General features: G+C 60.7%; 17 protein-coding genes. 15 read left to right on the top strand and 2 right to left on the bottom strand.

Annotated elements, in window-relative coordinates; translation table 11 throughout:
• Nucleotides 1-314: 314 nt before the first annotated feature.
• The 4 genes from D3P04_RS07985 (at nucleotide 315) to speB (ending at nucleotide 5,034) form a co-directional block, all read left to right on the top strand.
• Nucleotides 315-926 carry a GNAT family N-acetyltransferase gene (locus D3P04_RS07985; RefSeq protein WP_232844926.1) on the top strand — a complete coding sequence of 204 codons (612 nt, stop codon included), beginning with the start codon at nucleotides 315-317 and terminating at the stop codon, nucleotides 924-926.
• 461 nt (nucleotides 927-1,387) lie between these two features.
• A complete protein-coding gene (gene thpD / locus D3P04_RS07980; RefSeq protein ID WP_119747684.1) occupies nucleotides 1,388-2,326 on the top strand; it encodes an ectoine hydroxylase in 939 nt (312 codons plus the stop codon).
• Between the two features lie 366 nt (nucleotides 2,327-2,692).
• On the top strand, nucleotides 2,693-4,003 hold the full coding sequence (locus D3P04_RS07975; RefSeq protein ID WP_119747606.1) for an NAD(P)/FAD-dependent oxidoreductase: 1,311 nt from the start codon (nucleotides 2,693-2,695) through the stop codon (nucleotides 4,001-4,003).
• Between the two features lie 59 nt (nucleotides 4,004-4,062).
• Nucleotides 4,063-5,034, top strand: a complete 972-nt coding sequence (gene speB / locus D3P04_RS07970) for an agmatinase (protein WP_119747604.1) — start codon at nucleotides 4,063-4,065, stop codon at nucleotides 5,032-5,034.
• Nucleotides 5,035-5,284: 250 nt separating this feature from the next.
• Here speB and D3P04_RS07965 read toward each other — a convergent pair whose 3' ends face one another.
• Nucleotides 5,285-6,718 carry an NAD-dependent succinate-semialdehyde dehydrogenase gene (locus tag D3P04_RS07965; RefSeq protein ID WP_119747682.1) on the bottom strand — a complete coding sequence of 478 codons (1,434 nt, stop codon included), beginning with the start codon at nucleotides 6,716-6,718 and terminating at the stop codon, nucleotides 5,285-5,287.
• 249 nt (nucleotides 6,719-6,967) lie between these two features.
• Here D3P04_RS07965 and D3P04_RS07960 point away from each other — a divergent pair, with 249 nt between their 5' ends.
• The 8 genes from D3P04_RS07960 (at nucleotide 6,968) to cobO (ending at nucleotide 18,601) form a co-directional block, all read left to right on the top strand.
• Entirely contained in the window at nucleotides 6,968-7,621 is a 654-nt protein-coding gene (locus D3P04_RS07960) for a glutathione S-transferase family protein (protein WP_119747602.1), read from the top strand.
• A 123-nt stretch (nucleotides 7,622-7,744) separates the two neighbouring features.
• Complete coding sequence (gene dnaE, locus D3P04_RS07955; RefSeq protein WP_119747600.1) at nucleotides 7,745-11,230, top strand: DNA polymerase III subunit alpha; 3,486 nt, start codon at nucleotides 7,745-7,747, stop codon at nucleotides 11,228-11,230.
• Nucleotides 11,231-11,470: 240 nt separating this feature from the next.
• Complete coding sequence (locus tag D3P04_RS07950) at nucleotides 11,471-13,138, top strand: formate--tetrahydrofolate ligase (RefSeq protein ID WP_119747598.1); 1,668 nt, start codon at nucleotides 11,471-11,473, stop codon at nucleotides 13,136-13,138.
• A gap of 172 nt (nucleotides 13,139-13,310) precedes the next feature.
• Nucleotides 13,311-14,828, top strand: a complete 1,518-nt coding sequence (gene gpmI, locus D3P04_RS07945; protein WP_119747596.1) for a 2,3-bisphosphoglycerate-independent phosphoglycerate mutase — start codon at nucleotides 13,311-13,313, stop codon at nucleotides 14,826-14,828.
• Nucleotides 14,825-16,003 carry a murein hydrolase activator EnvC family protein gene (locus tag D3P04_RS07940; RefSeq protein WP_119747594.1) on the top strand — a complete coding sequence of 393 codons (1,179 nt, stop codon included), beginning with the start codon at nucleotides 14,825-14,827 and terminating at the stop codon, nucleotides 16,001-16,003. Before gpmI ends, D3P04_RS07940 begins: the two co-directional genes overlap by 4 nt.
• Before the next feature lie 16 nt (nucleotides 16,004-16,019).
• Nucleotides 16,020-17,438, top strand: coding sequence for a S41 family peptidase (locus D3P04_RS07935; RefSeq protein WP_119747592.1), 1,419 nt, complete (start codon nucleotides 16,020-16,022; stop codon nucleotides 17,436-17,438).
• Entirely contained in the window at nucleotides 17,435-17,947 is a 513-nt protein-coding gene (locus tag D3P04_RS07930) for an RNA pyrophosphohydrolase (RefSeq protein WP_119747590.1), read from the top strand. The genes D3P04_RS07935 and D3P04_RS07930 overlap by 4 nt, the downstream gene beginning before the upstream one ends.
• 24 nt (nucleotides 17,948-17,971) lie before the next feature.
• Nucleotides 17,972-18,601: a cob(I)yrinic acid a,c-diamide adenosyltransferase gene (gene cobO, locus D3P04_RS07925; protein ID WP_408634363.1), complete on the top strand. Its 630-nt coding sequence runs from the start codon at nucleotides 17,972-17,974 to the stop codon at nucleotides 18,599-18,601.
• A gap of 113 nt (nucleotides 18,602-18,714) precedes the next feature.
• Here cobO and D3P04_RS07920 read toward each other — a convergent pair whose 3' ends face one another.
• Nucleotides 18,715-20,097 (bottom strand): L-serine ammonia-lyase, encoded by a 1,383-nt coding sequence (locus D3P04_RS07920; protein ID WP_119747588.1) that lies wholly within the window; start codon nucleotides 20,095-20,097, stop codon nucleotides 18,715-18,717.
• A 242-nt stretch (nucleotides 20,098-20,339) separates the two neighbouring features.
• Here D3P04_RS07920 and dusB point away from each other — a divergent pair, with 242 nt between their 5' ends.
• Genes dusB through D3P04_RS07905 form a run of 3 tightly spaced genes read left to right on the top strand, consistent with a single transcriptional unit; the run spans nucleotide 20,340 to nucleotide 23,896 of the window.
• Nucleotides 20,340-21,356: a tRNA dihydrouridine synthase DusB gene (gene dusB / locus D3P04_RS07915; RefSeq protein ID WP_119747586.1), complete on the top strand. Its 1,017-nt coding sequence runs from the start codon at nucleotides 20,340-20,342 to the stop codon at nucleotides 21,354-21,356.
• Nucleotides 21,353-22,471, top strand: a complete 1,119-nt coding sequence (locus tag D3P04_RS07910; protein ID WP_119747584.1) for a two-component system sensor histidine kinase NtrB — start codon at nucleotides 21,353-21,355, stop codon at nucleotides 22,469-22,471. Before dusB ends, D3P04_RS07910 begins: the two co-directional genes overlap by 4 nt.
• 12 nt (nucleotides 22,472-22,483) lie before the next feature.
• Nucleotides 22,484-23,896, top strand: coding sequence for a response regulator (locus D3P04_RS07905; RefSeq protein ID WP_119747582.1), 1,413 nt, complete (start codon nucleotides 22,484-22,486; stop codon nucleotides 23,894-23,896).
• Nucleotides 23,897-23,971 lie beyond the last annotated feature (75 nt).

Below are 23,971 nucleotides of genomic sequence, written 5' to 3'. Positions count from 1 at the left end.
CTGTGTTCTCGTGGCAAAGGTTGGACGTGCCAAAGCCCTGCTTTGCGCAAGGGTAACATCTGGAGAAACGGGGGAGGGGAAATGGAACCTAAAAATGAACTGGCGCAGGCTGGTCGCAATCACATCGAAAAGTTCATCTGCTTTCAGCTTGGCGCGGCCCGCGCGAGATGAAAGCTCTGCGCGTCGGGTGATTGCTCAACCCGCGCCGATTGGCGTAAATAGCAACCGGGCTCCAGTTGCCGCCGGATGAAAATTCAGGGGCAGGTCAGGGGGCGGGATGAATTCGATCGGGCGCGACAGGGAATGAAGCCGCAATGGCAGGGGAGACAGCAGTGATGACTTTCGAAGCGATCAGCCTGTCGGGGCGATATGTCGAACTTATTCCTCTGGAGCATCAGCACCATGACGCTTTGGTCGATGCAGTAAAGGACGGCCATCTCTGGCGGTTGTGGTACACCAATATCCCTGAGCCTGAAGCCATGGCGGCAGAGATCGATCGCCGCCTGGCGCTTCAGAAGGCGGGTACGATGCTGCCGTTTACGGTTATCGAGCGGGCGACAGGACAGGTAGCAGGAATGACCACCTATATGAATATCGATGCTAAAACCCCGCGCCTGGAAATCGGATCCACCTGGTATGCAAGCCGCGTCCAGCGGACTCCATTGAACACAGAAGCAAAACTTCTGCTGCTGTCGCATGCTTTCGACGTGCTGGATTGTATTGCGGTCGAGTTTCGGACGCATTTCATGAATCACCAAAGCCGCCGCGCCATCGAACGTCTGGGCGCAAAACTCGACGGCGTGCTGCGGCAGCATATGCGGTTGGGTGACGGCACCCTTCGCGATAGCTGCGTCTATAGTATCATCGCCTCGGAATGGCCGGCTGTGCGGACAGCGTTGAACTGGCATCTGGAGAAAACACGCTGATTTCTACGACTCCTTGCTTTCATGCATGCTTGGTCGAAATAATCTTTCCTTTTCTGGACCTGTTTGACGGGCCATGCGTAATGTCCCGGTTTGCCGGAGGCATAACCGCCGCGGGGTTCGTTCATAAGCGAAAATCGACCGATGACGGTTGCTTTCGGTACCCTGGCACATAAGTTGAAGCCATCGTCTCGGTAACCCGGCCTATCTGCCGCAAGGGCGGATGACCAAAGCGCAGCTGGGCCGCGGGATTGCGGGACGGCGCGGGCTTTCGGAGGCAATCCGACCGCAGAGCTTGTCCTGGCGCCATTCGGGCCTGATCGGTACACGCACGCCGTTCCCCCTTCTTTTGCCGGATGGCCCATACGGTCGAGACCCATCGCGCGCCCGTGTTCGAGACCTGCGGTCCCGGCATGATGTCGCCGGATCGCGGAGACAGGAACTTTAACAAGAAGGATATTATCATGAACGTCGTGCACCCAGCGAAGCGATTCACGGGGCAGGACAGCTACCCGACGCGTCTGCCCGATAAAGAGCGAATCATTGCAAGGCAGGATCCCGTCATCTGGTCCGCGTGGTCGGAAGATGCCCCGATCAGTCTTGAAGAGACCCGGCACTATGAAGAGAAAGGCTATCTGGTCCGCCGCAATATCTTCACAGCAGAGGAAATCCGCAAGCTGATCGACGCTTCGGCCGATATTCGCGCCGATGCCTCGGATATTCGTTCCGAGGATCTGGTTACCGAACCCGGCACAAATGCTGTCCGGACGGTCTTTCGCCTGGACGACCACAGCAGGATATTCGCCCGGCTGGCCCGCGATGCCCGGCTGGCGGATATCGCACGCTTTCTTCTGGGAGATGAGGTTTATCTGCATCAAAGCCGTCTGAACTACAAACCCGGCTTCACGGGTAAGGAGTTCTACTGGCATTCGGATTTCGAGACATGGCATGCCGAGGATGGGATGCCGCGAATGCGGGCCGTGTCGGCATCGGTCCTGCTGACCGACAATTCGCAGTTGAACGGCCCGTTGATGCTGATCCCGGGATCGCATCGCAAATTCATCGCCTGTGCGGGGGAAACGCCACAGGACAATCACAAGTCCAGCCTGATGAAGCAGGAGATCGGCGTGCCCTCGACCGGATTGCTGGAAAAGATGGCCGATGAGGCTGGTCTGGATGCGGCGACCGGGCCGGCGGGGACGGTCATCTTTTTCGAATGCAATACGATGCACGCTTCGAACGGGAATGTGACCCCGTTCCCGCGCTCGAATGCGTTCTTTGTTTATAATGCCGTGTCGAATGCTGTCGATACACCCTTCGCGGCATCGCAACCGCGCCCGGATTTCCTGGCCAATCGCGGAGCTGCCAAGGCGCTGGACATCGTGACCGGCAGCTTTGCCTGATCAATGACAGACCCGCGATGCGCAGGCAGGCGCATCGCGGGACAAGGCTTGCTCCGGGTATCGTTCAGCCGATCAACTGTCTTGTCGGACAGGATTTCGGGCCTATGCACTGGTACGCGGATCGGCATCTCACATGCTCTCCATTATTGGGCGGGATCTGAAGGTTAAGCCGCTCTCCGATCTTGGTGATCGGGTAGGTGATGTTGCATTTCTGTCAATGCATCGCGGTTTGCCGCAGATATTCCGGTACCCGATATCTTTCCAGTTGCGTCAGCCCGTTCATTGGCGTGCTGGTCGTGGAAACCGGATATGTTTCGGTTATCATCCGACCGAATGCGCGTATCAATTCTACCCGGAGACTGTGCGATGAACGCAATGACGCATCCCTATGCAGGCGATGGCAGCCATGTCGAAAGCTATTACGCGGCCTCGGCCAATCCATCCCCGGCCCGCCCGGAACTAACGGGCGGCAATGAGATCGATATCTGCGTTATTGGCGCTGGTTACAGTGGCTTGTCCACGGGACTTCATCTTGTCGAAAAGGGCTATAAGGTCGCCATTATCGAAGGCGCGCGGGTCGGCTGGGGGGCGTCGGGACGTAATGGCGGCCAGATCGTCAACGGGCTGAATGCCAGCCTGCAGACCATCCGGAAACGCTACGGGCAAGACACCGCGGCCTTTGTCGCCGGACTGGTGCAGGACGGCGGCGAGATCATCCGCGAGCGGGTCAGGACCTATGGCATCGATTGTGACCTGAAGGATCTGAATATCTTTGCCGGCCTGACAAGCGCTCATATGCGGGAGCTGGAAGACCGGATGAAGCTGTGGGCCAGCTATGGAATCCGCAATCAGCAGATGCTGGACAAGGATCAGTTGCGGGAACAGGTGAATTCCGATCTCTATGAGGGCGGGCTGATCGATTATACCGGCGGGCATATGCATCCGCTTAATCTCGCATTGGGGGAAGCGGCAGCATTTGAGAAGCTGGGTGGCACGATTTTCGAGATGTCACCCGCGATTCATGTCGATACGCAGGCGGTCAGACCGGTGATCACAACACCCAAAGGGGTGATGACCTGCAATATTCTGGTGCTGTGCGGCAATGCCTATCTTGGCCATGTCGTGCCGACGCTGACATCGCGGATCATGCCGGTTTCGACGCAGGTCATGGCGACCGAGCCGCTTGGTGGTGATCGCGCCCATTCGCTGATCCTGCAGGATGCCTGTGTCGAGGATATCCGTTATATCCTTGATTATTACCGCCTCTCGGGCGACAAGCGCCTGCTTTTCGGGGGCGGGACGGTCTATGGCGGCTCTGATCCCCGCGATATCCAGGCGAAGCTGCGGCCGAATATGCTGAAAGTCTTTCCGCAACTGAAGGATGTCAGGATCGATTACGCCTGGAGTGGAAATTTCGCGCTGTCCTTCAGCCGCGTTCCACAAATGGGGCGGATCGGCGACAGCATATATTTCGCGCATGGCTATTCCGGGCATGGCGTCACCGGGTCGCATACATTCGGGCGCATCCTGTCCGAGGCCATCGACGGCGATCGCAGCCGCTTCGATGTGTTCGCCGGGGTGCCCTGGTATCCATTCCCCGGCGGGCGCATGTTTCGCGTTCCCTATTCGGTGGTCGGATCGTGGTGGTATGCATTGCGTGACAGGCTGGGAATCTGACATTCCTTCAATAGCTGCCATTCGCGCGAGCAGGTCGCGCATCAACAGGAGCAGAAAGCATGCCGGATGAGGGTGATCAGGCGTTTCGCCGCAAGGATACGACCAGGGGGCGCTGGCACGAGATGACTTATGGTGGTGCATTGAGTTTCCTGCGCCGCAATTACAGCCGCGATCTTTCCGGGGTCGATGTCGCCGTGACCGGGGTGCCCTATGACAATGCCGTCACTTTTCGCCCCGGCTGCCGGTTGGGACCGCAAGCCATCAGGGCGGCCTCGGTTCAACTGGCGGAGTTGAAGGCGTTCCCGTTCGGTTTTGATCCGTTCGAGACGCTGTCGGTGGTGGATTACGGCGACGCGCATCTTGATCCGCACCACCCTGAAACCGTCATTCCGGACATCGAGGCACATGCGGATGAGATTCTGCAGGCGGGGGCGCGGATGCTGACGCTGGGCGGGGATCACTCGATCGCCTATCCGCTTCTTCGGGCGCATGCGAAGAAATACGGGCCGGTGGCCCTGATCCAGTTCGACGCCCATTGCGACACATGGGAGGATGACGGGAAGCAATATGATCACGGCAGCATGTTCCTGCGCGCCGCTCGGGAAGGCATCATCGATACGGGGAAATCCACGCAGGTGGGTTTGCGGAGCTTCAACGATCAGGATTTCGGCTTCGAGATCCTGACAAGCCCGTGGATACATCGCAATGGTATCGATGCCGCCGTCAAGGTGGCGCGTGAACGTGCTGGAGATGCCCCGGTTTATATCTCCTTTGACGTGGACGGCATGGATCCGGCATTCGCGCCGGGAACGGGGACACCGGTGCCGGGTGGGCTTGCCTCGTGGCAGGCTCTTGAATTCATTCGGGGGCTGGACGGTTTGAATCTGGTGGGCATGGACGTGGTTGAAGTCTCACCGCCCTATGACCATTCCGAAATTACCGCGATTGCCGCTGCGACCGTGGCGCATGACTGGCTCTGCCTACTGGCCAAAGCGAAGGGTGCAGCCGTCGTGGAGACGGGCAGGCTCTGAGGCGCGAATAGTCCAGCTATGTCTCGCGCACGGAATCACGGGTCGCAGGCCCGCCGCGCAGCGGCCTGGCGCTTTGGTGCCATTATCCTGCGAGTTCGGCATTGTGCGGCTCTGACGGGCTGCAATGACCATCGGTGTCTCATGTTAAGCCCGAAACACTTCAAGGCCGGGACAATCTCATATCCCCGAATCCATGCTTTCGGGGTGAAACAGGGGCAATTGTTTCCAGATGCCCCTGCCTCTGTTGATCTCAGTCCAGCCGGGTAACGAAACGCGTGTCGAGATAAGCTTCGATCGCGTCCGAGCCGCCCTCGGTTCCGATCCCCGAATCGCCGATTCCGCCGAATGGCACCTCGGGCAGGGCAAGCCCGATATGGTTCATCGTCAGCATGCCCGCCCGAACCTCCTGTTCCAGACGATGCGCGGTGGCGGCAGAGGAGGTGAAGGCGTAAGAGGCAAGGCCGAATGGCAGGCGGTTCGCCTCGGCAAGCGCGGCATCGACTGTATCGAAACGGTTGATGACGGCGACCGGGCCGAATGGTTCTTCGTTCATGATCGCGGCATTGGTGGGAACATCGGCCAGGACCGTCGGCTCGAAGAACCAGCCCTGATTGCCGATCCGCTTGCCGCCAGTCGTCATGCGGGCGCCTTTGGAGATGGCGTCCTCGATCATCCGTTGCAGCGCCGGGATGCGGCGTTCATTCGCCAGCGGCCCCATCTCGGTTTCCGGATCCGAGCCGGCACCGATCTTGATCGCTTTCGCAGCTTCCGTGAAGCCGTCGACGAAACGATCGGCAACGCCGTCCTGTACAAGAAAGCGGGTGGGCGATACGCAAACCTGCCCGGCATTGCGAAATTTCGTCGCAGCCATTGTCGAGATCGCCTTGTCGATATCGGCATCCTCGAAAATCAGCACCGGCGCGTGACCGCCCAGTTCCATCGTGGCCTTCTTCATATGCGCGCCGGCCAGCGATGCAAGCTGTTTGCCTACAGGGGTGGAACCAGTGAATGAAATCTTGCGAATGATCGGATGTGGAATGAGATATCCCGAGATTTCGGCCGGATCGCCATAGACCAGATTGACCACGCCATCCGGAACGCCCGCATCGGCAAAGCAACGGATCAGTTCCGCCGGAGAAGCCGGGGTTTCCTCCGGTGCCTTGACGATGATCGAGCAACCGGCGGCCAGCGCGGCGGACAGTTTGCGCACGACCTGATTGATCGGGAAATTCCATGGCGTGAAGGCTGCGACCGGACCCACGGGCTGTTTGATGGTGATCTGGGTGACGCCACCCTGCCGGGCGGGGATCACCTGTCCATAGGTGCGGCGCGCTTCTTCCGCGAACCAGTCGATCGTATCCGCGCCACCAAGAACCTCGAGTCTGGATTGACCAAGCGGCTTGCCCTGCTCGGCGGTCATGATCGCGGCGATTGCGTCGCTGCGCTCGCGCAGCAACTCGGCGGCGCGGCGCATCAGCTTGTAGCGGTTGAACGCGCCGGTACCCGCCCAGCCCGGAAACGCGCCCGCAGCCGCCTCGAGCGCGGCATCGAGATCCGGGATACCGGCATGGGCGACACGGCCAATCTCTTCTTCCGTCGCCGGGTCGAGAACCGGGATCGTCCGGCCGTCCTGCGCTGCACGCCAGGTGCCTCCGATGAAAAGCTGAGTGTCGGGATAAGTCATGTAATGTCCTTTCAGGTGGGGCGGCATGAAATCTACACCGTCCGGTCGTTCCTTGCGGCATGGATTCCTGCACCGGTCATGCGGGCGTAGTCGGATCATATCGGAGCGAAGATCGCAAGGCAGGATCCGCGAGATGTGAGACTGCCAAGGCATCGTGATTGTGCAGGTGATCGGTATCGGCAGCGAGCCCTTTCTGATCGGATCGGCTTGGCATATCATTTATTCAGGCATGACAAGAGGACACGGTATATGACCGATCACGTGTGTCTGCACGGCTATCGATACAGCGTATATAACCGGATCGCCCGCCTGACATTGCTTCGGAAGCGGGTTTCTCATGATCTGGTTGAGGTTGATCCGTTCTCTGAATTGCCTGTGGATTATATGGAACTGCATCCGTTTGGACGTGTGCCGGTTCTGATCCACAACGGGTTTGCAATTTACGAGACGGCAGCGATGACCCGCTATATTGACAGGGCATTCCCGGGTGACGCGCTGCAACCGGAAGACCCGAAGATATTGGCGCGGATGGATCAGGTCATTTCCGTCATTGACAACTATTGTTACTGGCCAATGGTCAGGCAGGTATTTTCACACCGGATTTTCCGTCCAATCACCGGCGAACCCGCTTGCCGGAATGAGATCATGCAGGGAATGAAGAGTTCAGGACTGGCTCTTGCCGCTTTGGAACGCATCGCGCTGGAAGGGCATGTTCTGAACGGAAAGAGCATGACGCTTGCTGATCTCCATCTTGCGCCGATGATTGACTATTTCACCCGTGCCGAAGAGGGGCAAGAGGCGCTCTCTGACTTTCCAGGGCTGAGTAACTGGTGGAAAGAGATTTCCCTGATCCCGGAATTGTCGGAGTCCGATCCGGATCTTTCCGCGCTTCTTTCAGGCTAGACGGTGGCTTATCCCTATATCGCCGAACTTTGATCTTCCACGCAGTCGGGGGCCATATGATCCGCCCCGGTTTTGTCCTTCTGGCAATTGCGCTGGCCGGGCAACTCGCGATACTGTTCCCGCATGCGCTCCAAATCTCCCCGATTCATTCATCTTCGCACGCATTCCGAGCATTCGCTGCTTGAAGGCGCAATTCCCGTTGGCAAACTTCCTGCGCTGGCCGCCGATGCCGGTATGCCTGCCGTCGCACTGACCGATACCGACGCCATGTTCGCCGCGCTCGAATTTAGCGTGAAGGCGATGGACAAGGGGGTTCAGCCGATCATCGGCTGCCAGATCACGTTGCAGGCGGATGAGACGGGGCCGGTTGTTCTTTTGGCGCAGAATCATCAGGGCTGGCTGAATCTCATGGCGCTGTCGTCATGTCTTTATCTGCGCGAAGGCAATGCCCGGGCGCATGTTACGCTGGACGAGCTGTGCGAACGCAGCGAAGGGCTGATCTGTCTGACCGGCGGGGCAACTGGGCCTTTGGGCAAGCTGATTGCGCTGGGGCAGGGCGACAAGGCCGCGGCGCTGGCCGATCGTCTGGCCGATGCCTTCCCGACACGGATCTATATCGAATTGCAACGCCATCCCGGCGAGAATGGCGGGCTGATGGAGGCCGAGGCGGCATCGGAGGCGGGGCTGATCTCGCTGGCTTATGCCAAAGAACTGCCGCTGGTCGCGACAAATGACGTCTATTTCCCCAAGCCGGGCATGTACGAGGCGCATGACGCGCTGATCTGTATTGCCGAAAAGGCCTATGTCGATCAGTCGCAGCCGCGCCGTCGCCTGACGCCACAGCATTATTTCAAGTCTGCTGAAGAAATGGCCGTACTATTCGCGGATCTTCCGGAAGCAATTGAAAACACGGTCGAGATCGCGCGCCGCTGCGCCTTTGCGGTGTCCCGGCATAAACCGATCCTGCCGCGCTTCGCCGACGACGAGGTCGAGGAATTGCGCCGTCAGGCCCGTGCGGGGCTGGAGGCGCGGCTGAAGGTGATACCGCATGCCGTCCCGGTCGAGGATTATCACGAGCGGCTGGAATTCGAACTGGGCATCATCGAACAGATGGGCTTCCCCGGCTATTTCCTGATCGTGGCCGATTTCATCAAATGGGCCAAGGATCATGATATTCCCGTTGGCCCGGGACGGGGATCGGGCGCCGGTTCGCTGGTGGCCTATGCCTTGACGATCACCGATCTGGATCCGCTGCGCTACAACCTGCTGTTCGAGCGGTTCCTGAATCCCGAACGTGTCTCGATGCCGGATTTCGATATCGATTTCTGCATGGATCGGCGTGAGGAGGTGATCCATTACGTGCAAGGGAAATATGGTCGCGAGAAGGTGGGCCAGATCATCACCTTCGGCGCCCTGCTGTCCAAGGCAGCGGTGCGCGATGTGGGGCGGGTGCTGCAACTGCCCTATGGACAGGTGGACCGGCTGTCGAAGCTGATCCCGGTCGAAGGGGTCAAGCCCGTCAGCGTCACCAAGGCCCGGGCGGAAGAACCCCGTCTGCGCGAGGCTGCCCGTGAAGAGGTCGTCGCGCGCCTTCTGGATTATGCCGAACAGATAGAGGGGCTTTACCGCAATGCCTCGACCCACGCCGCGGGTGTGGTGATCGGTGACCGGCCGCTGGATCGGCTGGTGCCGCTTTATCGCGATCCGGGTTCGGATATGCCCGCGACCCAGTTCAATATGAAATGGGTCGAACAGGCCGGGCTGGTGAAATTCGACTTTCTGGGTCTCAAGACCCTGACCGTCATTCAGAATGCGGTCGATCTCATCAATGGCGATCCGGTCAATGGCAGCGGGCGGCCCTTGCATATTGGCGCGGACGGAGCACAGCTTTACGATCCGCCTGCCGGGGCGGAAAATCAGATGAACCTGATCCCGCTGGACGACAAGCGGACCTATGATCTGTTCGCGAGCGCGCGCACCGTCGCCGTGTTTCAGGTGGAAAGCAGCGGCATGATGGATGCCCTGCGGCGGATGCGCCCAACCTGTATCGAGGATATCGTGGCGCTTGTGGCGCTGTATCGTCCCGGCCCGATGGAGAATATTCCCACTTATTGCGAAGTGAAGAACGGCCAGCGCGAGCTTCAGTCGATCCATCCGCTGATCGATCACATCCTTGAAGAAACTCAGGGCATCATCGTCTATCAGGAACAGGTGATGCAGATCGCGCAGGTCATGGCGGGCTACAGCCTTGGCGGTGCCGACTTGTTGCGCCGGGCCATGGGTAAGAAAATTGCCGCCGAGATGGCGAAAGAACGGCCCAAATTCATCAAGGGTTCGATCGCTAATGGCGTCGATGAAAAGAAGGCTGGAGAAGTCTTTGACCTTCTTGAAAAATTCGCAAATTACGGCTTTAACAAATCCCATGCTGCCGCCTATGCGGTGGTCAGCTACCAGACCGCGTGGCTGAAGGCCAATCACCCGGTCGAGTTCATGGCGGCGGTGATGAACTGCGACAGCCATCTGACCGACAAGCTGGCCGTCTACAAGCGCGAATGCGACCGTATGGGGATCGAGATCGTGCCGCCCTGCGTGAACCGTTCCGCGCCGCTGTTCACCGTGAAAGAGGGGCGGATTCACTATGCGCTTGGGGCGCTCAAGGGTGTGGGTGTCGATGCAATGCGGCTGATCGAAGTGGGGCGGGAGGACCGGCCCTTTACCGATCTGCATGATTTCGCGCGTCGCGTCGATATGCGCCGGGTGGGCAAGCGCCCGCTTGAAATGCTTGTGCGGGCCGGGGTGTTCGATGTTCTGGAGGAAAACCGGGCGCGGGTGTTGAAATCGCTGGATGCGCTGGTCGCATGGTCCGCCGCGGTGCAGGAACAGGCGGCCTCAGCCCAATCCTCGTTATTTGGCGGGGGCGAGGATCTTCCGCCTCCGCGCCCGCCTGTCGCGCAGATCTGGCTGCCCGCCGAAAAACTTGGGGAAGAGCATCGCGCCGTGGGTTTTTACCTTTCAGGCCATCCGCTGGACGATTACCTGCCCGCGCTTCGCCGCAAGAAAGTGCAGACCCTGGCCGAGATCGTGGCGGATGCCGAGGGCGGTCCGCTGGTCACGCAGATTGCCGGTACGGTGGCGGCGCGGCAGGAACGGAAATCCGCCAAGGGAACGCAATATGCCTTTGTCACCCTGTCCGATCCGACCGGGCTTTACGAGGTGACGGTGTTTTCCGATCTGCTGAACGCGGCCCGCGACCGGCTGGAGCCGGGAGAGAATGTCGTCCTGCAGGTCAAGGTCGAACCCTCGGGCGAGCAGGTGAAGATGCTGGCCAATGCGGTCACATCGCTTGAAGATGCGGTTGCCGATGCCGGGGCGGGCTCGTTGGCGGTCGAATTGCAGGGGGAGGATACCGTCCCGCGTCTGGTCGAGGTGCTGGGCCGGATCAGGACCGAGATCAACGCCCCCATGCGCAGCCGTGGCCCGATATTGCTGCGCCTGCGCGAGGGTGACGACCTGATCGAGATCGAGGTGACGAATGATGCGCCGCTGACGACGCCGGTCCGGCAGGCATTGCGCGCGGTGCCGGGCGTTCTGGACGTGACCGAGCAATAGGGCCGCGACCATTCCGGCAATGAGCGGGCGGCTCGTTTGCGCGAGTGTCCGACTTCTGTCACTGCGGGAACAGGGTGCCCGATATTGGCCCGGGAGCTTTCCTGACGATCGAATTTCCCTATTTGGTAGGTCATCCCTGCGGATGATTGCGCAGATATGGGGTGACGTGCAAAGCTATAGGCTGACCAGGCGCCGAGGCCAGGGGGTGGTATTTGTTTCGGCCAAACCTATGAGAGACGCATGACATCCGATATTCGCATCGCACGCGCGGCCAATAAGAAACCCATTACCGAGATCGCCGCCATGCTGGGGCTTGAGGTCGGGGATATCCTGCCCTACGGCCACGACAAGGCAAAGATCACCCATGACGCCATGGCGCGGCTGTCTGATCGTCCGGCAGGCCGGCTGATCCTGGTGACTGCCATCAATCCTACTCCGGCAGGTGAGGGCAAGACGACAACCACCGTCGGGCTTGGCGATGCGTTGAACCGGATCGGCAAGCGTGCCACGATCTGCATCCGCGAGGCCAGTCTTGGCCCCAATTTCGGCATGAAGGGCGGAGCGGCCGGCGGCGGCTATGCCCAGATCGTGCCGATGGAGGATATGAACCTTCATTTCACCGGCGATTTCCATGCGATCACCTCGGCCCATAATCTGCTGGCCGCGATGATCGACAATCATGTCCATTGGGGCAATGAGCTGCAAATCGACACCCGCAGGATCACCTGGAGGCGGGTGATGGATATGAATGACCGGGCGCTGCGCGATCTGGCGCAGGGGCTTGGCGGCGTGTCGAACGGGTTTCCAAGGCAGAGCGGTTTCGACATTACCGTGGCCTCTGAAGTCATGGCGATCCTGTGTTTGTCCAGCGACCTTGCCGATCTGCAGGATCGGCTGGGCCGGATCGTGATCGGTTATACATGGGAGCGTCAGCCGGTGACCGCCCGTGATCTTGGCGCGGATGGCGCGATGACCGTGCTGCTGAAAGACGCGTTTCAGCCGAATCTCGTTCAGACGCTGGAAAACAATCCGGCTTTCGTGCATGGCGGACCCTTCGCCAATATCGCGCATGGCTGCAACAGCCTTGTGGCGACGCGGACGGCACTGCGGCTTTCGGATTACGTCGTGACCGAGGCAGGGTTCGGCGCCGATCTGGGGGCCGAGAAGTTTCTGGACATCAAATGCCGGCTGGGCGGGCTGTCTCCATCGGCGACCGTTCTGGTGGCCACGATCCGGGCGTTGAAGATGAATGGCGGCATTGCCAAGGCGGATCTGGGCAGCGAAGACGCAAAGGCGGTGACACGCGGTTGCGCCAATCTGGGCCGCCATATCGAGAATTTGCGCGGTTTCGGCCTGCCGGTTCTGGTGGCGCTGAACCATTTCGACGGCGATACCGAGGCCGAGATCGCGGCGCTGAAGGATTATTGCGCACAGCACGGCGTCAAGGTGGCCATTGCACGTCACTGGGCGGAAGGTGGCGCAGGGGCCGAGGATCTTGCCCGTGCAGTCGTCGATCTGGTCGAAAGCGGAGCTGATTTCCACACGACCTATCCGGATTCCATGCCTTTGTGGCAAAAGATCGAGACGATCTGCACCCGCATCTACCGCGCCTCCCATGCCGAGGCCGCGCCGTCCGTGCGTGAACAGCTCGAGCAATGGGAACGGGCCGGCTACGGCAATTTTCCGGTCTGTATCGCCAAGACCCAATATTCATTCTCGACCGATCCGACATTGCGCGGAGCACCCGAGGGGCATGTCATTCCGGTCCGCGAGGTCCGGCTGAATGCGGGCGCCGGTTTTGTCGTTGCGATTTGCGGTGAAATCATGACCATGCCGGGCTTGCCCCGCCGGCCCGCGGCGGAAAGCATCCGGCTTGACAGCGATGGGCAAATCGAGGGGCTTTTCTGACCGCAATCCTGCGGCCGGCCAATGCCCGGCCTTGCCCGGATATCGGCGCATGTTTGCGAAAGCACGAATATGTCAGGCCCATTCCGCCATTTCCGGCCATATCAGCCGGCGGTGGATGGTTGCCGCTACGCCTGCGCAGGCGTAACAAGGCGGAAACCATGACGAGGCCGATATGACCAAACCCGTGATCCTGTGCATTCTCGATGGCTGGGGAATTTCCGACCGACCCGAGCAGAGCGCGCCCGATCAGGCCGAGACGCCGAATTTCGATCGTCTGATGCGGGATTGCCCGAATGCGGCCCTGACGACCTTCGGGCCGGATGTGGGGCTGCCTTCGGGGCAGATGGGCAATTCCGAGGTGGGCCATACCAATATCGGCGCGGGCAGGGTCGTCGCCATGGATCTGGGGCAGATCGATCTGGCGATCGAGGATGGAAGTTTTCAGCGGAACCGGGCTTTGGGCGATTTTATCGCGCGGATGAAGGAAACCGGGGGCACGGCCCATCTGATGGGAATTGTCTCGGATGGCGGGGTGCACGGTCATATCTCTCATATTCTTGCTGCGACCAGGGCGATCACCGATGCAGATGTTCCGGTGGTGATCCATGCCGTCACCGACGGGCGGGACGTTGCGCCGCAATCTGCGGAAATCTTCATGCGCGAATTACAGCAAAGCCTGCCGGAAAGAGCCCGGATCGGCACGGTGACAGGCCGCTATTATGCAATGGACCGCGATAACCGCTGGGAGCGGATCGAACGCGCCTATCGCGCCATCGTGGCGGGGCAGGGCGAGGCGGCGGCGACCGCGGAACAGGCGATTGCGGTTGCATATGCACGGGGCGAAACGGACGAATTCATCCAGCCTTTCGCAATAGACGGTTATAACGGGGCTCTGGACGCGGACGGGTTCTTCTGCCTCAATTTCAGGGCTGACAGGGCGCGGGAAATCCTGTCCGCGCTTGGCGATCCGCTATTTTCGGGATTTGAGCGCCATGACCGGCCCGATTGGGCTGCTTTTCTGGGGATGGTGGATTACAGCGAGCGTCATAACACCTTCATGACAACCGCTTATCCCAAGCAACAGGTGGTCAATACCCTTGGTGCCTGGATTGCCCGGAAGGGATTGCGGCAATTCCGGCTGGCCGAAACCGAGAAATACCCGCATGTGACGTTTTTCCTTAACGGTGGTAAGGAAACACCGGAACCCGGCGAGGATCGCTTCATGCCGCAAAGTCCCAAGGTCGCGACCTATGATCTGGCGCCCGAGATGGCGGCGGATGAGGTCAGCGACAAGCTGGTCGAGGTGATCGGGGAAGGTTACGATCTGATCGTGGTGAATTATGCGAATCCCGATATGGTCGGGCATACCGGCAATCTCGACGCGGCCCGGCGTGCCTGTGAAGCGGTCGACAGGGGGCTGGGCCGGATGCTTGAGGCATTGGACGCCGCCGGCGGCGCGGCGGTCATCTGCGCCGATCACGGCAATTGCGAAACGACGATCGATCCGGAAACCGGCGGCCCGCATACCGCGCATACGCTTAATCCGGTGCCGGTCATCGTCTATAACGGGCCTGTATCGGCGCGATTGCATGATGGCAGGCTGGCCGATCTGGCGCCGACCGTGCTTCATCTCATGGGTGTGGATCAGCCCGCCGAGATGACCGGAAAAAGCCTGCTGGATCTCAAATGAAACGGATCGGCCGTCTGATATATATCTGCGGAATTCTTGCGCTTTCGGCAGTTGGAAGCGCGGCCGCCACTCCGGCCGATCAGGCCGTGGCCGAAGCGGAAGCGGCCGCGACTCAGCTTCGGGACGCCATGGGCAAACTGAGCCAGGCGGTCACTGCGGACGATCAGGTCGTGGCGCTGACCGAAGTCATTAGCGGCTATGAAAAGGGGCTGTCGTCACTGCGCGACGGGCTGCGTCAGGCCAGCGCGCGCGAGGCCGAGCTTCGTGCGCAGTTTGAGGCGCAGCGTGACCGGCTGGCGCGGGTTCTGGGCGCGATGACATCGCTTCAGCAATCGCCTGAAACCGCGCTTTTGCTGCATCCCGACGGCGCATTGTCAAGTGCGCGGGCCGGAATGATCCTTTCCGATGTGACGCCCGGGCTTCGATCCGAGGCCGAGCGGCTACAGGCGAAACTGGACGAAATCGCCACGGTGCGGGAATTGCAGGCCGGAGCCGCCGAGATGCTGGGAAGCGGACTTGCTTCGGTGCAGGAGGCCCGGCGGCTTCTTGCCAGTGCGGTGACCGACCGTTCCACGATGCCGGTGCGCTTCGCGGATGAGCCCGAGGAGGTTCAGAACCTGCTGGATGCCGCCCAAAGCCTTGACGATTTCGCCGCGGGCGTCAGTGCGCTGGAAAACGATATCGGTGCGCCGATGGACGATTTCGAAGGCGCTCAGGGCAGTTTGCAACTGCCTGTGGTCGGTTCGGTCAAGCGTCCTTACAATGAGCCGGATGCCGCAGGGGTCAGGCGTCCCGGCTGGGTGATCGCGACGCCGCCTGCCGCTTTGGTGACGACTCCGTGGCCCGCGACGATTCGGTATCGCGGGCCTTTGCTCGATTACGGCAATGTGATGATTGTAGAGCCCGCAAAAGATTATCTTCTGATATTTGCTGGATTGTCGCAGGTCTTTGGCGAAGTCGGCGATGTCTTGCGCGAAGGTGATCCTGTCGGGCTGATGGGCGGGTCAGAGGCGCCTGCGCAGGAATTCGGGACGCAATTCGTTGCGAATGCCGCGCAAGGAGGTGATGCAGGACGAACGGAAACCCTGTATCTGGAAATGCGCAAGGGAACGGAAACACTGGACCCGGCGGACTGGTTCGTATTGAATCCGGTTGTCGATCCAGAGCAGAACTGAGGCAGGAAAGGCCATCATGAAACACTACCTTATCGCAGGTCTTGGCGGCGTTCTGGCCGGAGCTTTGATCACAACGCAATTCGCGGGACCGCTTGTCGCGCAGGAAACGGGCAAGAACAGCTCGATTTACGAGCAACTCGAACTTTTCGGAAATGTGTTCGAACGGGTGCGTTCCGATTATGTCGAGGTGCCCGAGGACAAGAAGCTGATCGAGGCGGCCATCAACGGGATGCTGACCTCTCTGGACCCGCACAGTTCTTTCCTGTCCGCGAATGATTACGAGGACATGCAGACCCAGACCCGCGGCAGCTTCGGCGGGCTGGGGATCGAGGTCAGCATGGAGGACGGGCTGATCAAGGTCGTCTCGCCCATCGACGATACGCCCGCCGCGCAGGCGGGGGTGAAATCCGGCGATTTCATTACCCATGTGGACGGTGAGTCGCTGATGGGGCTTACCCTGGACGAGGCCGTTGACACGATGCGCGGCCCGGTCGGCAGCGAACTGACCATCACCATCCTGCGGGAGGGAGAGAATGAGCCGTTCGATGTCAAGATCACCCGCGACACGATCAAGCTGACCGTGGTGAAGACCCGCATCGAAGGACATGCGATCATCCTGAGGGTTTCGACCTTCAATGACGAAACCTATGACACGTTGAAGGCGGAAATCGAAAAGGCCGTGGAAGAGGCGGGTGGCATCGAGAAGGTCACTGGCTTCGTGCTGGATCTGCGCAACAATCCGGGTGGCTTGCTTAATCAGGCGATCAACGTGTCGGATGCGTTCCTGAATGCCGGCGAGATCGTCTCGACCCGCGGGCGCAAGCCCGAGGAAAGCGAAAGATGGAACGCCGAGGAGGGCGATCTGGCCGAGGGCAAGCCGATGGTCGTGCTGATCAATGGCGGCTCGGCCAGTGCTTCCGAGATCGTCACCGGCGCGCTCAAGGATCATCGCCGCGCCATTGTCGTGGGCGAGAAAACATTCGGCAAAGGCTCGGTCCAGACAGTGATGCCGGTCACCTCGGAAAGCGCGATCCGGCTGACGACAGCCCTGTATTACACACCGTCGGGGCGCTCGATTCAATCTCTGGGCATTCAGCCCGACATTATCGTGGCGCAGCCGAAACGCGCTCCCGAAGAGGAGAATGCGGACGAGCCGCGCACCAATTCGAGTTTCAACCGCTCGGAAGCCGATCTTCGCGGTGCGCTGAACAACGATTCGATCAGCGACGATGAACGCAAGCAGATGGAAGAAGAAGCCGCCGAGGTCGAGGCGACCGCCAAGCTGCGCGAAGAGGATTATCAGCTTGCCTATGCGGTTGACGTGCTCAAGGGGCTTGCGGCGGTGAATTTCAATGCGTCCCAGATACCCGCCGACACGACTCCGGCAGTGACCGGCGAGGGTTCGGTGGATAATGAAGGGGCGGCTAACGAATGACCGGCGCTTCCGGACCGGAGGACCTGCCTTACCGGCCCTGCGCCGGGGTGGTGCTGCTTAATCGGGAAGGGTTGGTTTTTGCGGGTCAGCGTATCGACCGGCCCGCTGACCGTCCCGCCGCCTGGCAGATGCCGCAGGGTGGGATCGATAATGGCGAAACACCGGCGCAGGCGGCGCTGCGCGAACTGACCGAGGAAACGGGGGTCAGTGCCGACCGGGTGGAAGTGCTGGCCGAGACTCCTGACTGGGTCTATTACGATCTGCCCCCCGAACTTCTGGGCAAGGTCTGGAAAGGAAAATATCGGGGGCAGAAGCAGAAATGGTTTCTGATGCGTTTTCTGGGCGAAGATACGGATATCGATATCAAGACCGATCACCCGGAATTCGATCGCTGGCGCTGGATGGCCGCGGATGATCTGATCACCCATATCGTACCCTTCAAGCAAGCGGTTTACCGCAAGGTCTTCACGGCCTTTCGCGATATGCTGACAAGAGCCGGCACTGCCTGACGCATCGCTTGAAAGGATGAATTCTTGACCGATAGCCGCGACATCACCGAAGAGGAACAGATCCGCCATGCGCAGAAAATGGCGAAGATCAAGGCCGCGCGGGACCGGATGATGGCGGGCAAGACCGGCGAAAAGGGCCTGGTGATCGTCCATACCGGACCCGGCAAGGGCAAATCCAGTTCCGGTTTCGGAATGATCATGCGCTGCATCGGGCACGGGATGCCCTGCGCGGTGGTGCAGTTCATCAAGGGAAGCTGGGACACCGGAGAACGCCGGATATTGACCACGCATTTTTCCGAACTCTGCCAGTTTCATGTCATGGGCGAAGGGTTCACATGGGAAACGCAGGACAAACGCCGCGATATAGAGGCCGCGGGCGCGGCATGGCGGCGGGCGCAGGAGCTGATCCGCGATCCGGCGATTCGCATGGTGCTGCTGGACGAGATCAATATCGCCTTCCGCAATGGCTATCTGGACCCGGCAGAGGTCGTTTTGTTTCTTGCGGATGAAAAGCCTCCCATGACCCATGTCGTGCTGACAGGGCGCAATGCGCCTCCTGTCCTGATCGAAGCGGCGGATCTGGTCAGCGAAATCACCGTGGTCAAACATCCATTCCGCGAAGGGATCAAGGCTCAGCCCGGCGTCGAGTTCTGATCCCGCGGGGTCTGACGGCTCGGATGATGCCGCCGCCTTTTTCCGTGGATTTCAAGCCGCTTTCGTGATGACAGTGAAACCGGGCGGGCGCGATATGCTCTGATCACGCGGAATCAGCAATTCGGCACATTGACGGCCAGACCGCCCAGCGAGGTTTCCTTGTATTTCTCACTCATGTCCTGACCGGTCTGGCGCATGGTTTCGATGGCGGAATCCAGCGGCACCAGATGGCTGCCATCCCCGCGCAGGGCCAGACTGGCCGCACTGACCGCCTTGATTGCCCCCAAACCGTTACGCTCGATGCAGGGGACCTGCACCAGCCCTTTCACCGGATCGCAGGTCATGCCCAGATGATGCTCGAGCGCGATTTCCGCGGCATTCTCGATCTGGTGGGGCGTGGCTCCCAGTACGGCGGCCAGACCTGCCGCCGCCATGGCAGCGGCGCTGCCGACCTCGGCCTGACAACCGCATTCCGCCCCCGAGATCGAGGCGTTATGCTTGACCAGCCCGCCGATAGCGGCGGCTGTCAGCAGGAAATCCGGCAGGTCGCGTTCGCTTGCGCCCGGCACGTGATCCAGCCAGTAGCGGATCACGGCAGGCACCACCCCGGCGGCGCCATTGGTGGGGGCCGTGACGACCTGCCCGCCTGCCGCATTCTCTTCGTTCACGGCCATGGCATAGGTGGACATCCAGTCATTGATGACATGCGGTGCGGTCAGATTCATGCCCCGCTCGGCCATCAGCTTCTCATGTATCCCGCGCGCGCGCCTGCGGACATGCAGCCCGCCCGGCAGGATGCCCTCGGTGCTTAGCCCGCGCTCCATGCAATCGCGCATGACCTGCCAGATCCGCAGCAACCCGTGACGCAATTCGGCCTCATTGCGGAAACTCAACTCGTTGGCGCGCTTCATCGCGGCTATGGATTTTCCCGACCGTTCCGCCATCTCCAGCATTTCGGCGGCATTGGCGAAAGGATAGGGAACCTTGTCGACGGCATCGCTGCGATCTTCGTCACCTTTGCGGGCCAGTTCCTGATCGGTCAGCACGAAGCCGCCGCCGATCGAATAATAGATCTGATGAAAGATCACATCGCCCTGCGCATCTGTGGCCGATAGCGTCATGCCATTGGCATGACCGGGCAGGGAATTCTCGAAATCGAAGCAGAGATCCCGTTCGGGGTCGAATTGCAATTCGCCCAGCCCGTCGACGGTCAGCACCCGATTCTCGCGATTGGCGGCCAGCACCGTCTCGGCGGCATCGGCATCCATCGTCTCGGGGACGAAGCCGGCCAGCCCAAGGATCGTCGCCCGGTCCGTCGCATGGCCTTTGCCGGTGAAGGCGAGGCTGCCATGCAGGCTTGCCCGCAGCCCATGCGGCTGGAATGGGCTGTTCCGCAATGCCTCGAGGAACCGCGCACCGGCCACCATTGGACCCATGGTATGTGACGAAGACGGGCCAACGCCGATTTTGAACAGATCGAAGACCGACAAGAACATGAATCGCCTTTCATTGCCGCCTGATGCGGATTGAACGCCAAGTAATCAGCCCGCGCGCCAAAGCTCCATGCCGGATGCGACGGACTGGTATGCGAATTGCGACATGGCGTCGGAAACCTTCTGCCTATATTGTAAGCAGTAAGCATGAAATTTAAGCAGCACCTCGCATCCTCGATATGGGAAGGCCGAGGCTGGGGGGCAAGCACTTGCGGCGAGCCCGCGGCGGGACGAAGGAACAGGATATGCAATCACCCGATCCGATCATTCTTGGCGAAACGCGACTGGGCATGCCGGTCTTTCTGGCGCCGATGGCCGGAATCACTGATCTGCCATTTCGCCGCGCCGTGGCCCGGTTCGGGGCGGGATTACTGGTCAGTGAGATGGTCGCCTCGACCGAAATGGTGACACCGCGGCCCTCGACGCGGGCGGCGGTACGGGCAAAGGCATTGACCGAAGGGGGCCTGTCCGTCTCGGTGCAGATCGCAGGGCGCGAGGCCGCAGCCATGGTCGAGACCGCGCGGATCGTTCAGGGAATGGGTGCGCGAATCATCGATATCAATATGGGCTGTCCGGCCAAGAAGGTGACGGGTGGATTGTCGGGTGCGGCCCTGATGCGCGATCTTGATCACGCGCTTGGGCTGATCGATGCCGTGGTGGCGGCGGTTTCCGTTCCGGTGACGCTGAAGATGCGGTTGGGTTGGGATGACAGTAGCCTGAATGCCGCCGAACTTGCGCGGCGCGCGGCGGATGCCGGGATACGGATGCTGACCGTGCACGGCCGAACCCGGGCGCAGTTCTACAAGGGCCGCGCGGATTGGGCGAAAATCGCAGCGGTTGCAAATATCCCGAACCGTCCGCCTTTGGTCGCGAATGGCGATGTGGTCTGCGCGGCATCCGCGCGGGCGGCATTGGCGGCCTCGGGGGCGGATGCGGTCATGGTCGGGCGGGGTGCACAAGGCGCGCCGTGGCGGCTGGCGCAGATCGCGCATGAGCTTTGGAATGCGCCCGCCCCCAGGATTCCACGCGGCGCGGCGTTGGCGGAACTGGTCGAAGAACATTACGAAGACATGCTTGATTTCTACGGGTCCGAATTGGGGCTACGGGTCGCCCGCAAACATCTGGGCTGGTATGCCGAGGCGAACAATGCCCCGCTTCGCGCCGAAATGCTGCGCGCGCCCAGCGCCCCTGAAACCATCGCCCTGATCCGCCGCGCCTTCGCCGAGGCGCCGGGGCAGGCGGCAGGACGGGTTGCGGCATGACAGATGCCCGCTCGGTCGATTTCCGGCAGGCGGAGCCCGGTCCGGGCTGGATGCAATTGCCGATGCCGGCGCTGATCATTGACCGGCAGGGGCGTGTGGCAGAGATGAACGACGCTGCCGAGATATGGCTGAACATGTCGCGCAATTCGACGCTGGGCAAACCGCTGGACGGAGACGGCATGATCGCGCGGCTGCGTATCCGGCCGTCGCTGCAACCGCTGTTCAACCGGGTGATCGCAAGCGATGACGTATTGCACCAGCCCGGAGTGCATTTCGAAATAGGCGACCGGGCGGGCGGGCACGAAACGCGGCCTGCCTCGGTCCATGCCGGACCGGTGGAGGGACTCCCGGGCACGGTCTCGATCCTGATCGTGCCCGAGGGGGGCGGCGGGATGCAGTATCAAAGCCGTGCCGTCCGCTCTGCTGCCCGCAGCGCTATCGGCATGGCCGAAATGCTGGCGCATGAGATCAAGAACCCGCTGGCCGGGATCAGGGGCGCTGCGCAGCTCATGGCGATAAACGCCTCGCCCGAGGATCGTGAAATGGCCGAACTGATCGTCAGCGAATCCCGGCGGATCGTTACGCTGCTCGAACAGGTCGAGCGTTTCGGGGATACCTCGACCCCCGATCTTCAACCGGTGAATATCCATGATGTGCTTGAGAAGGTCCGGCATTCGGCGCGGGTCGGTTTTGCCCGAAAGGCGCATATCGTTGCAGATTACGACCCCTCGCTTCCCCTTGCGCTTGCCGACGCGGATCAACTCATGCAGGTCTGCCTGAACCTCGTCAGAAATGCCGCCGAGGCATTTGGCAAGGGGCAGGGCGGCACCATCCGGCTGCGCAGCTCTTATGATCATGTGCTGCGCCTGCCGCCCGAGGACGCTTGGCCCCAGGGCCGGGCCCTGCCGCTTCAGATCGAGATCGAGGATGACGGCCCGGGCCTGCCCGAAGCCATCGCCGAGCAGGTGTTCGAACCATTCGTATCCGGGCGTGAGAATGGCACCGGGCTGGGTCTGGCGCTGGTCAGCAAGATCGTGACCGATCACGGCGCATTGATCCGGGTGGACAGCAGGCCCGGACGCACATTGTTTCGCATTTCACTTCCCAAGGCATAAGGACCAGACCTCATGGACGGAACCGTTCTGATCGCCGATGACGACCGCACCATCCGCACGGTGCTGACGCAGGCATTGACGCGGGCGGGCTGCCGGGTGCACGCGACCGGCAGTCTCTCGCAATTGTCGAAATGGGTCGAGGAAGGTCGCGGCGATCTGGTGATTACCGATGTGATGATGCCGGATGGCAACGGGATCGATCTGATCCCCCGGATCCGCGGGCAGCGGCCCGATCTGCCCGTTATCGTCATCTCGGCACAGAATACGATCGTCACGGCGATCCGGGCAACCGAGGCGGCGGCTTTCGAATATTTGCCCAAACCCTTCGATCTGCCGGATCTGATGACCAAGGCCGGTCAGGCACTGTCCCGCAGGCCGCGAAAATCGGATCCAGCACTTGAAAGCCCGTCTCCGCGCGAAGGGGCCGATCCGGCCATGCCTCTGATCGGCCATGCGCCTGCCATGCAGGCATTGTTCCGCATGGTTGCGCGAGTGCTGAACGCGGATCTGCCGGTGCTGATCGCCGGAGAGCCCGGCACCGGGAAATCGATCATTGCCCGCAGTTTCCACGATCTTTCAGACCGCAGCGGCAACGATCATGCGGTCCTGACTCCGGCGGATGCGGGTGAGGAAACTTTTAGCCGCATCATCGAAAAAACCCGTGGCGGCACGATCATCATAGAGAATCCGTCCTCTTTCGATCAGGCGGGGCAGGCGCGGCTGATCGGTCTGATCGAGACGCTGGAGGCACGGGCGGAGCGTGCGAATTTGCCACGGCTGATCAGTACGACTGGCGCGGATCCGCAACGTGAAATGGTGGCGGGCAGTTTGCGCTCGGATCTCTATTACCGGCTTGCCGGCGTTACGATTTCGGTTCCGCCCCTGCGCTCCCGGGTGGACGATATCCTGCCGCTGGCCGATCATCTGCTCGCCCGGGCTGCCGTGCAGGGTTTGCCGGAACGAAAGCTGTCGGAAGAGGCGGCAGGAAATCTGCGGGTGTATTCCTTCCCCGGAAATGTGCGCGAGCTCGAAAACCTGATGCGCCGTCTTGCACTTACCGCGTCGGGCCCCGAGGTTTCGGCGGATGAGTTGCGCGAAGCGCTGGATCAGCCGCGCGGTCAAGATGCTGCGGTTGTGCCGGACGCGGGGGCAAGCGGGATTTCGGTGACCAGTGCGCCGCTTTCCGATATGGTCGAAGCACATCTGCGCCGTTATTTCGACCTGCATGGCGGCGAATTGCCGCCTCCTGGCCTTTACGAGCGCATATTGCACGAATTCGAACGGCCGCTGCTGGAGGTCGCATTGGATGCAACGGGGGGAAATCAGCTTAAATGTGCCGATTTGCTTGGAATTAATCGCAATACGCTGCGCAAGAAGCTGACAGATCTAAATATCGAGGTGACACGCCGCCGCAAACTGATGTAAAACCGCCACATGAAGTGGTGCCTGAGTCACGGCGCTGCAACAGTCAAGCCGCGATAGACGGCTAGCGAAGGTTAG

This window comes from Paracoccus onubensis (assembly GCF_003591515.1).
Classification (GTDB): domain Bacteria; phylum Pseudomonadota; class Alphaproteobacteria; order Rhodobacterales; family Rhodobacteraceae; genus Paracoccus; species Paracoccus onubensis.
This window is presented reverse-complemented; position numbering and strand designations above follow the sequence as displayed.

What these genes read in the sequence shown, in the direction of transcription:
- D3P04_RS07985 (WP_232844926.1), top strand. Translation starts at nt 315, where the DNA reads ATGGCAGGGGAGACAGCAGTGATGACTTTCGAAGCGATCAGCCTGTCG.
- thpD (WP_119747684.1), top strand. Translation starts at nt 1,388, where the DNA reads ATGAACGTCGTGCACCCAGCGAAGCGATTCACGGGGCAGGACAGCTAC.
- D3P04_RS07975 (WP_119747606.1), top strand. Translation starts at nt 2,693, where the DNA reads ATGAACGCAATGACGCATCCCTATGCAGGCGATGGCAGCCATGTCGAA.
- speB (WP_119747604.1), top strand. Translation starts at nt 4,063, where the DNA reads ATGCCGGATGAGGGTGATCAGGCGTTTCGCCGCAAGGATACGACCAGG.
- D3P04_RS07965 (WP_119747682.1), bottom strand. Translation starts at nt 6,718, where the DNA reads ATGACTTATCCCGACACTCAGCTTTTCATCGGAGGCACCTGGCGTGCA.
- D3P04_RS07960 (WP_119747602.1), top strand. Translation starts at nt 6,968, where the DNA reads ATGACCGATCACGTGTGTCTGCACGGCTATCGATACAGCGTATATAAC.
- dnaE (WP_119747600.1), top strand. Translation starts at nt 7,745, where the DNA reads ATGCGCTCCAAATCTCCCCGATTCATTCATCTTCGCACGCATTCCGAG.
- D3P04_RS07950 (WP_119747598.1), top strand. Translation starts at nt 11,471, where the DNA reads ATGACATCCGATATTCGCATCGCACGCGCGGCCAATAAGAAACCCATT.
- gpmI (WP_119747596.1), top strand. Translation starts at nt 13,311, where the DNA reads ATGACCAAACCCGTGATCCTGTGCATTCTCGATGGCTGGGGAATTTCC.
- D3P04_RS07940 (WP_119747594.1), top strand. Translation starts at nt 14,825, where the DNA reads ATGAAACGGATCGGCCGTCTGATATATATCTGCGGAATTCTTGCGCTT.
- D3P04_RS07935 (WP_119747592.1), top strand. Translation starts at nt 16,020, where the DNA reads ATGAAACACTACCTTATCGCAGGTCTTGGCGGCGTTCTGGCCGGAGCT.
- D3P04_RS07930 (WP_119747590.1), top strand. Translation starts at nt 17,435, where the DNA reads ATGACCGGCGCTTCCGGACCGGAGGACCTGCCTTACCGGCCCTGCGCC.
- D3P04_RS07920 (WP_119747588.1), bottom strand. Translation starts at nt 20,097, where the DNA reads ATGTTCTTGTCGGTCTTCGATCTGTTCAAAATCGGCGTTGGCCCGTCT.
- dusB (WP_119747586.1), top strand. Translation starts at nt 20,340, where the DNA reads ATGCAATCACCCGATCCGATCATTCTTGGCGAAACGCGACTGGGCATG.
- D3P04_RS07910 (WP_119747584.1), top strand. Translation starts at nt 21,353, where the DNA reads ATGACAGATGCCCGCTCGGTCGATTTCCGGCAGGCGGAGCCCGGTCCG.
- D3P04_RS07905 (WP_119747582.1), top strand. Translation starts at nt 22,484, where the DNA reads ATGGACGGAACCGTTCTGATCGCCGATGACGACCGCACCATCCGCACG.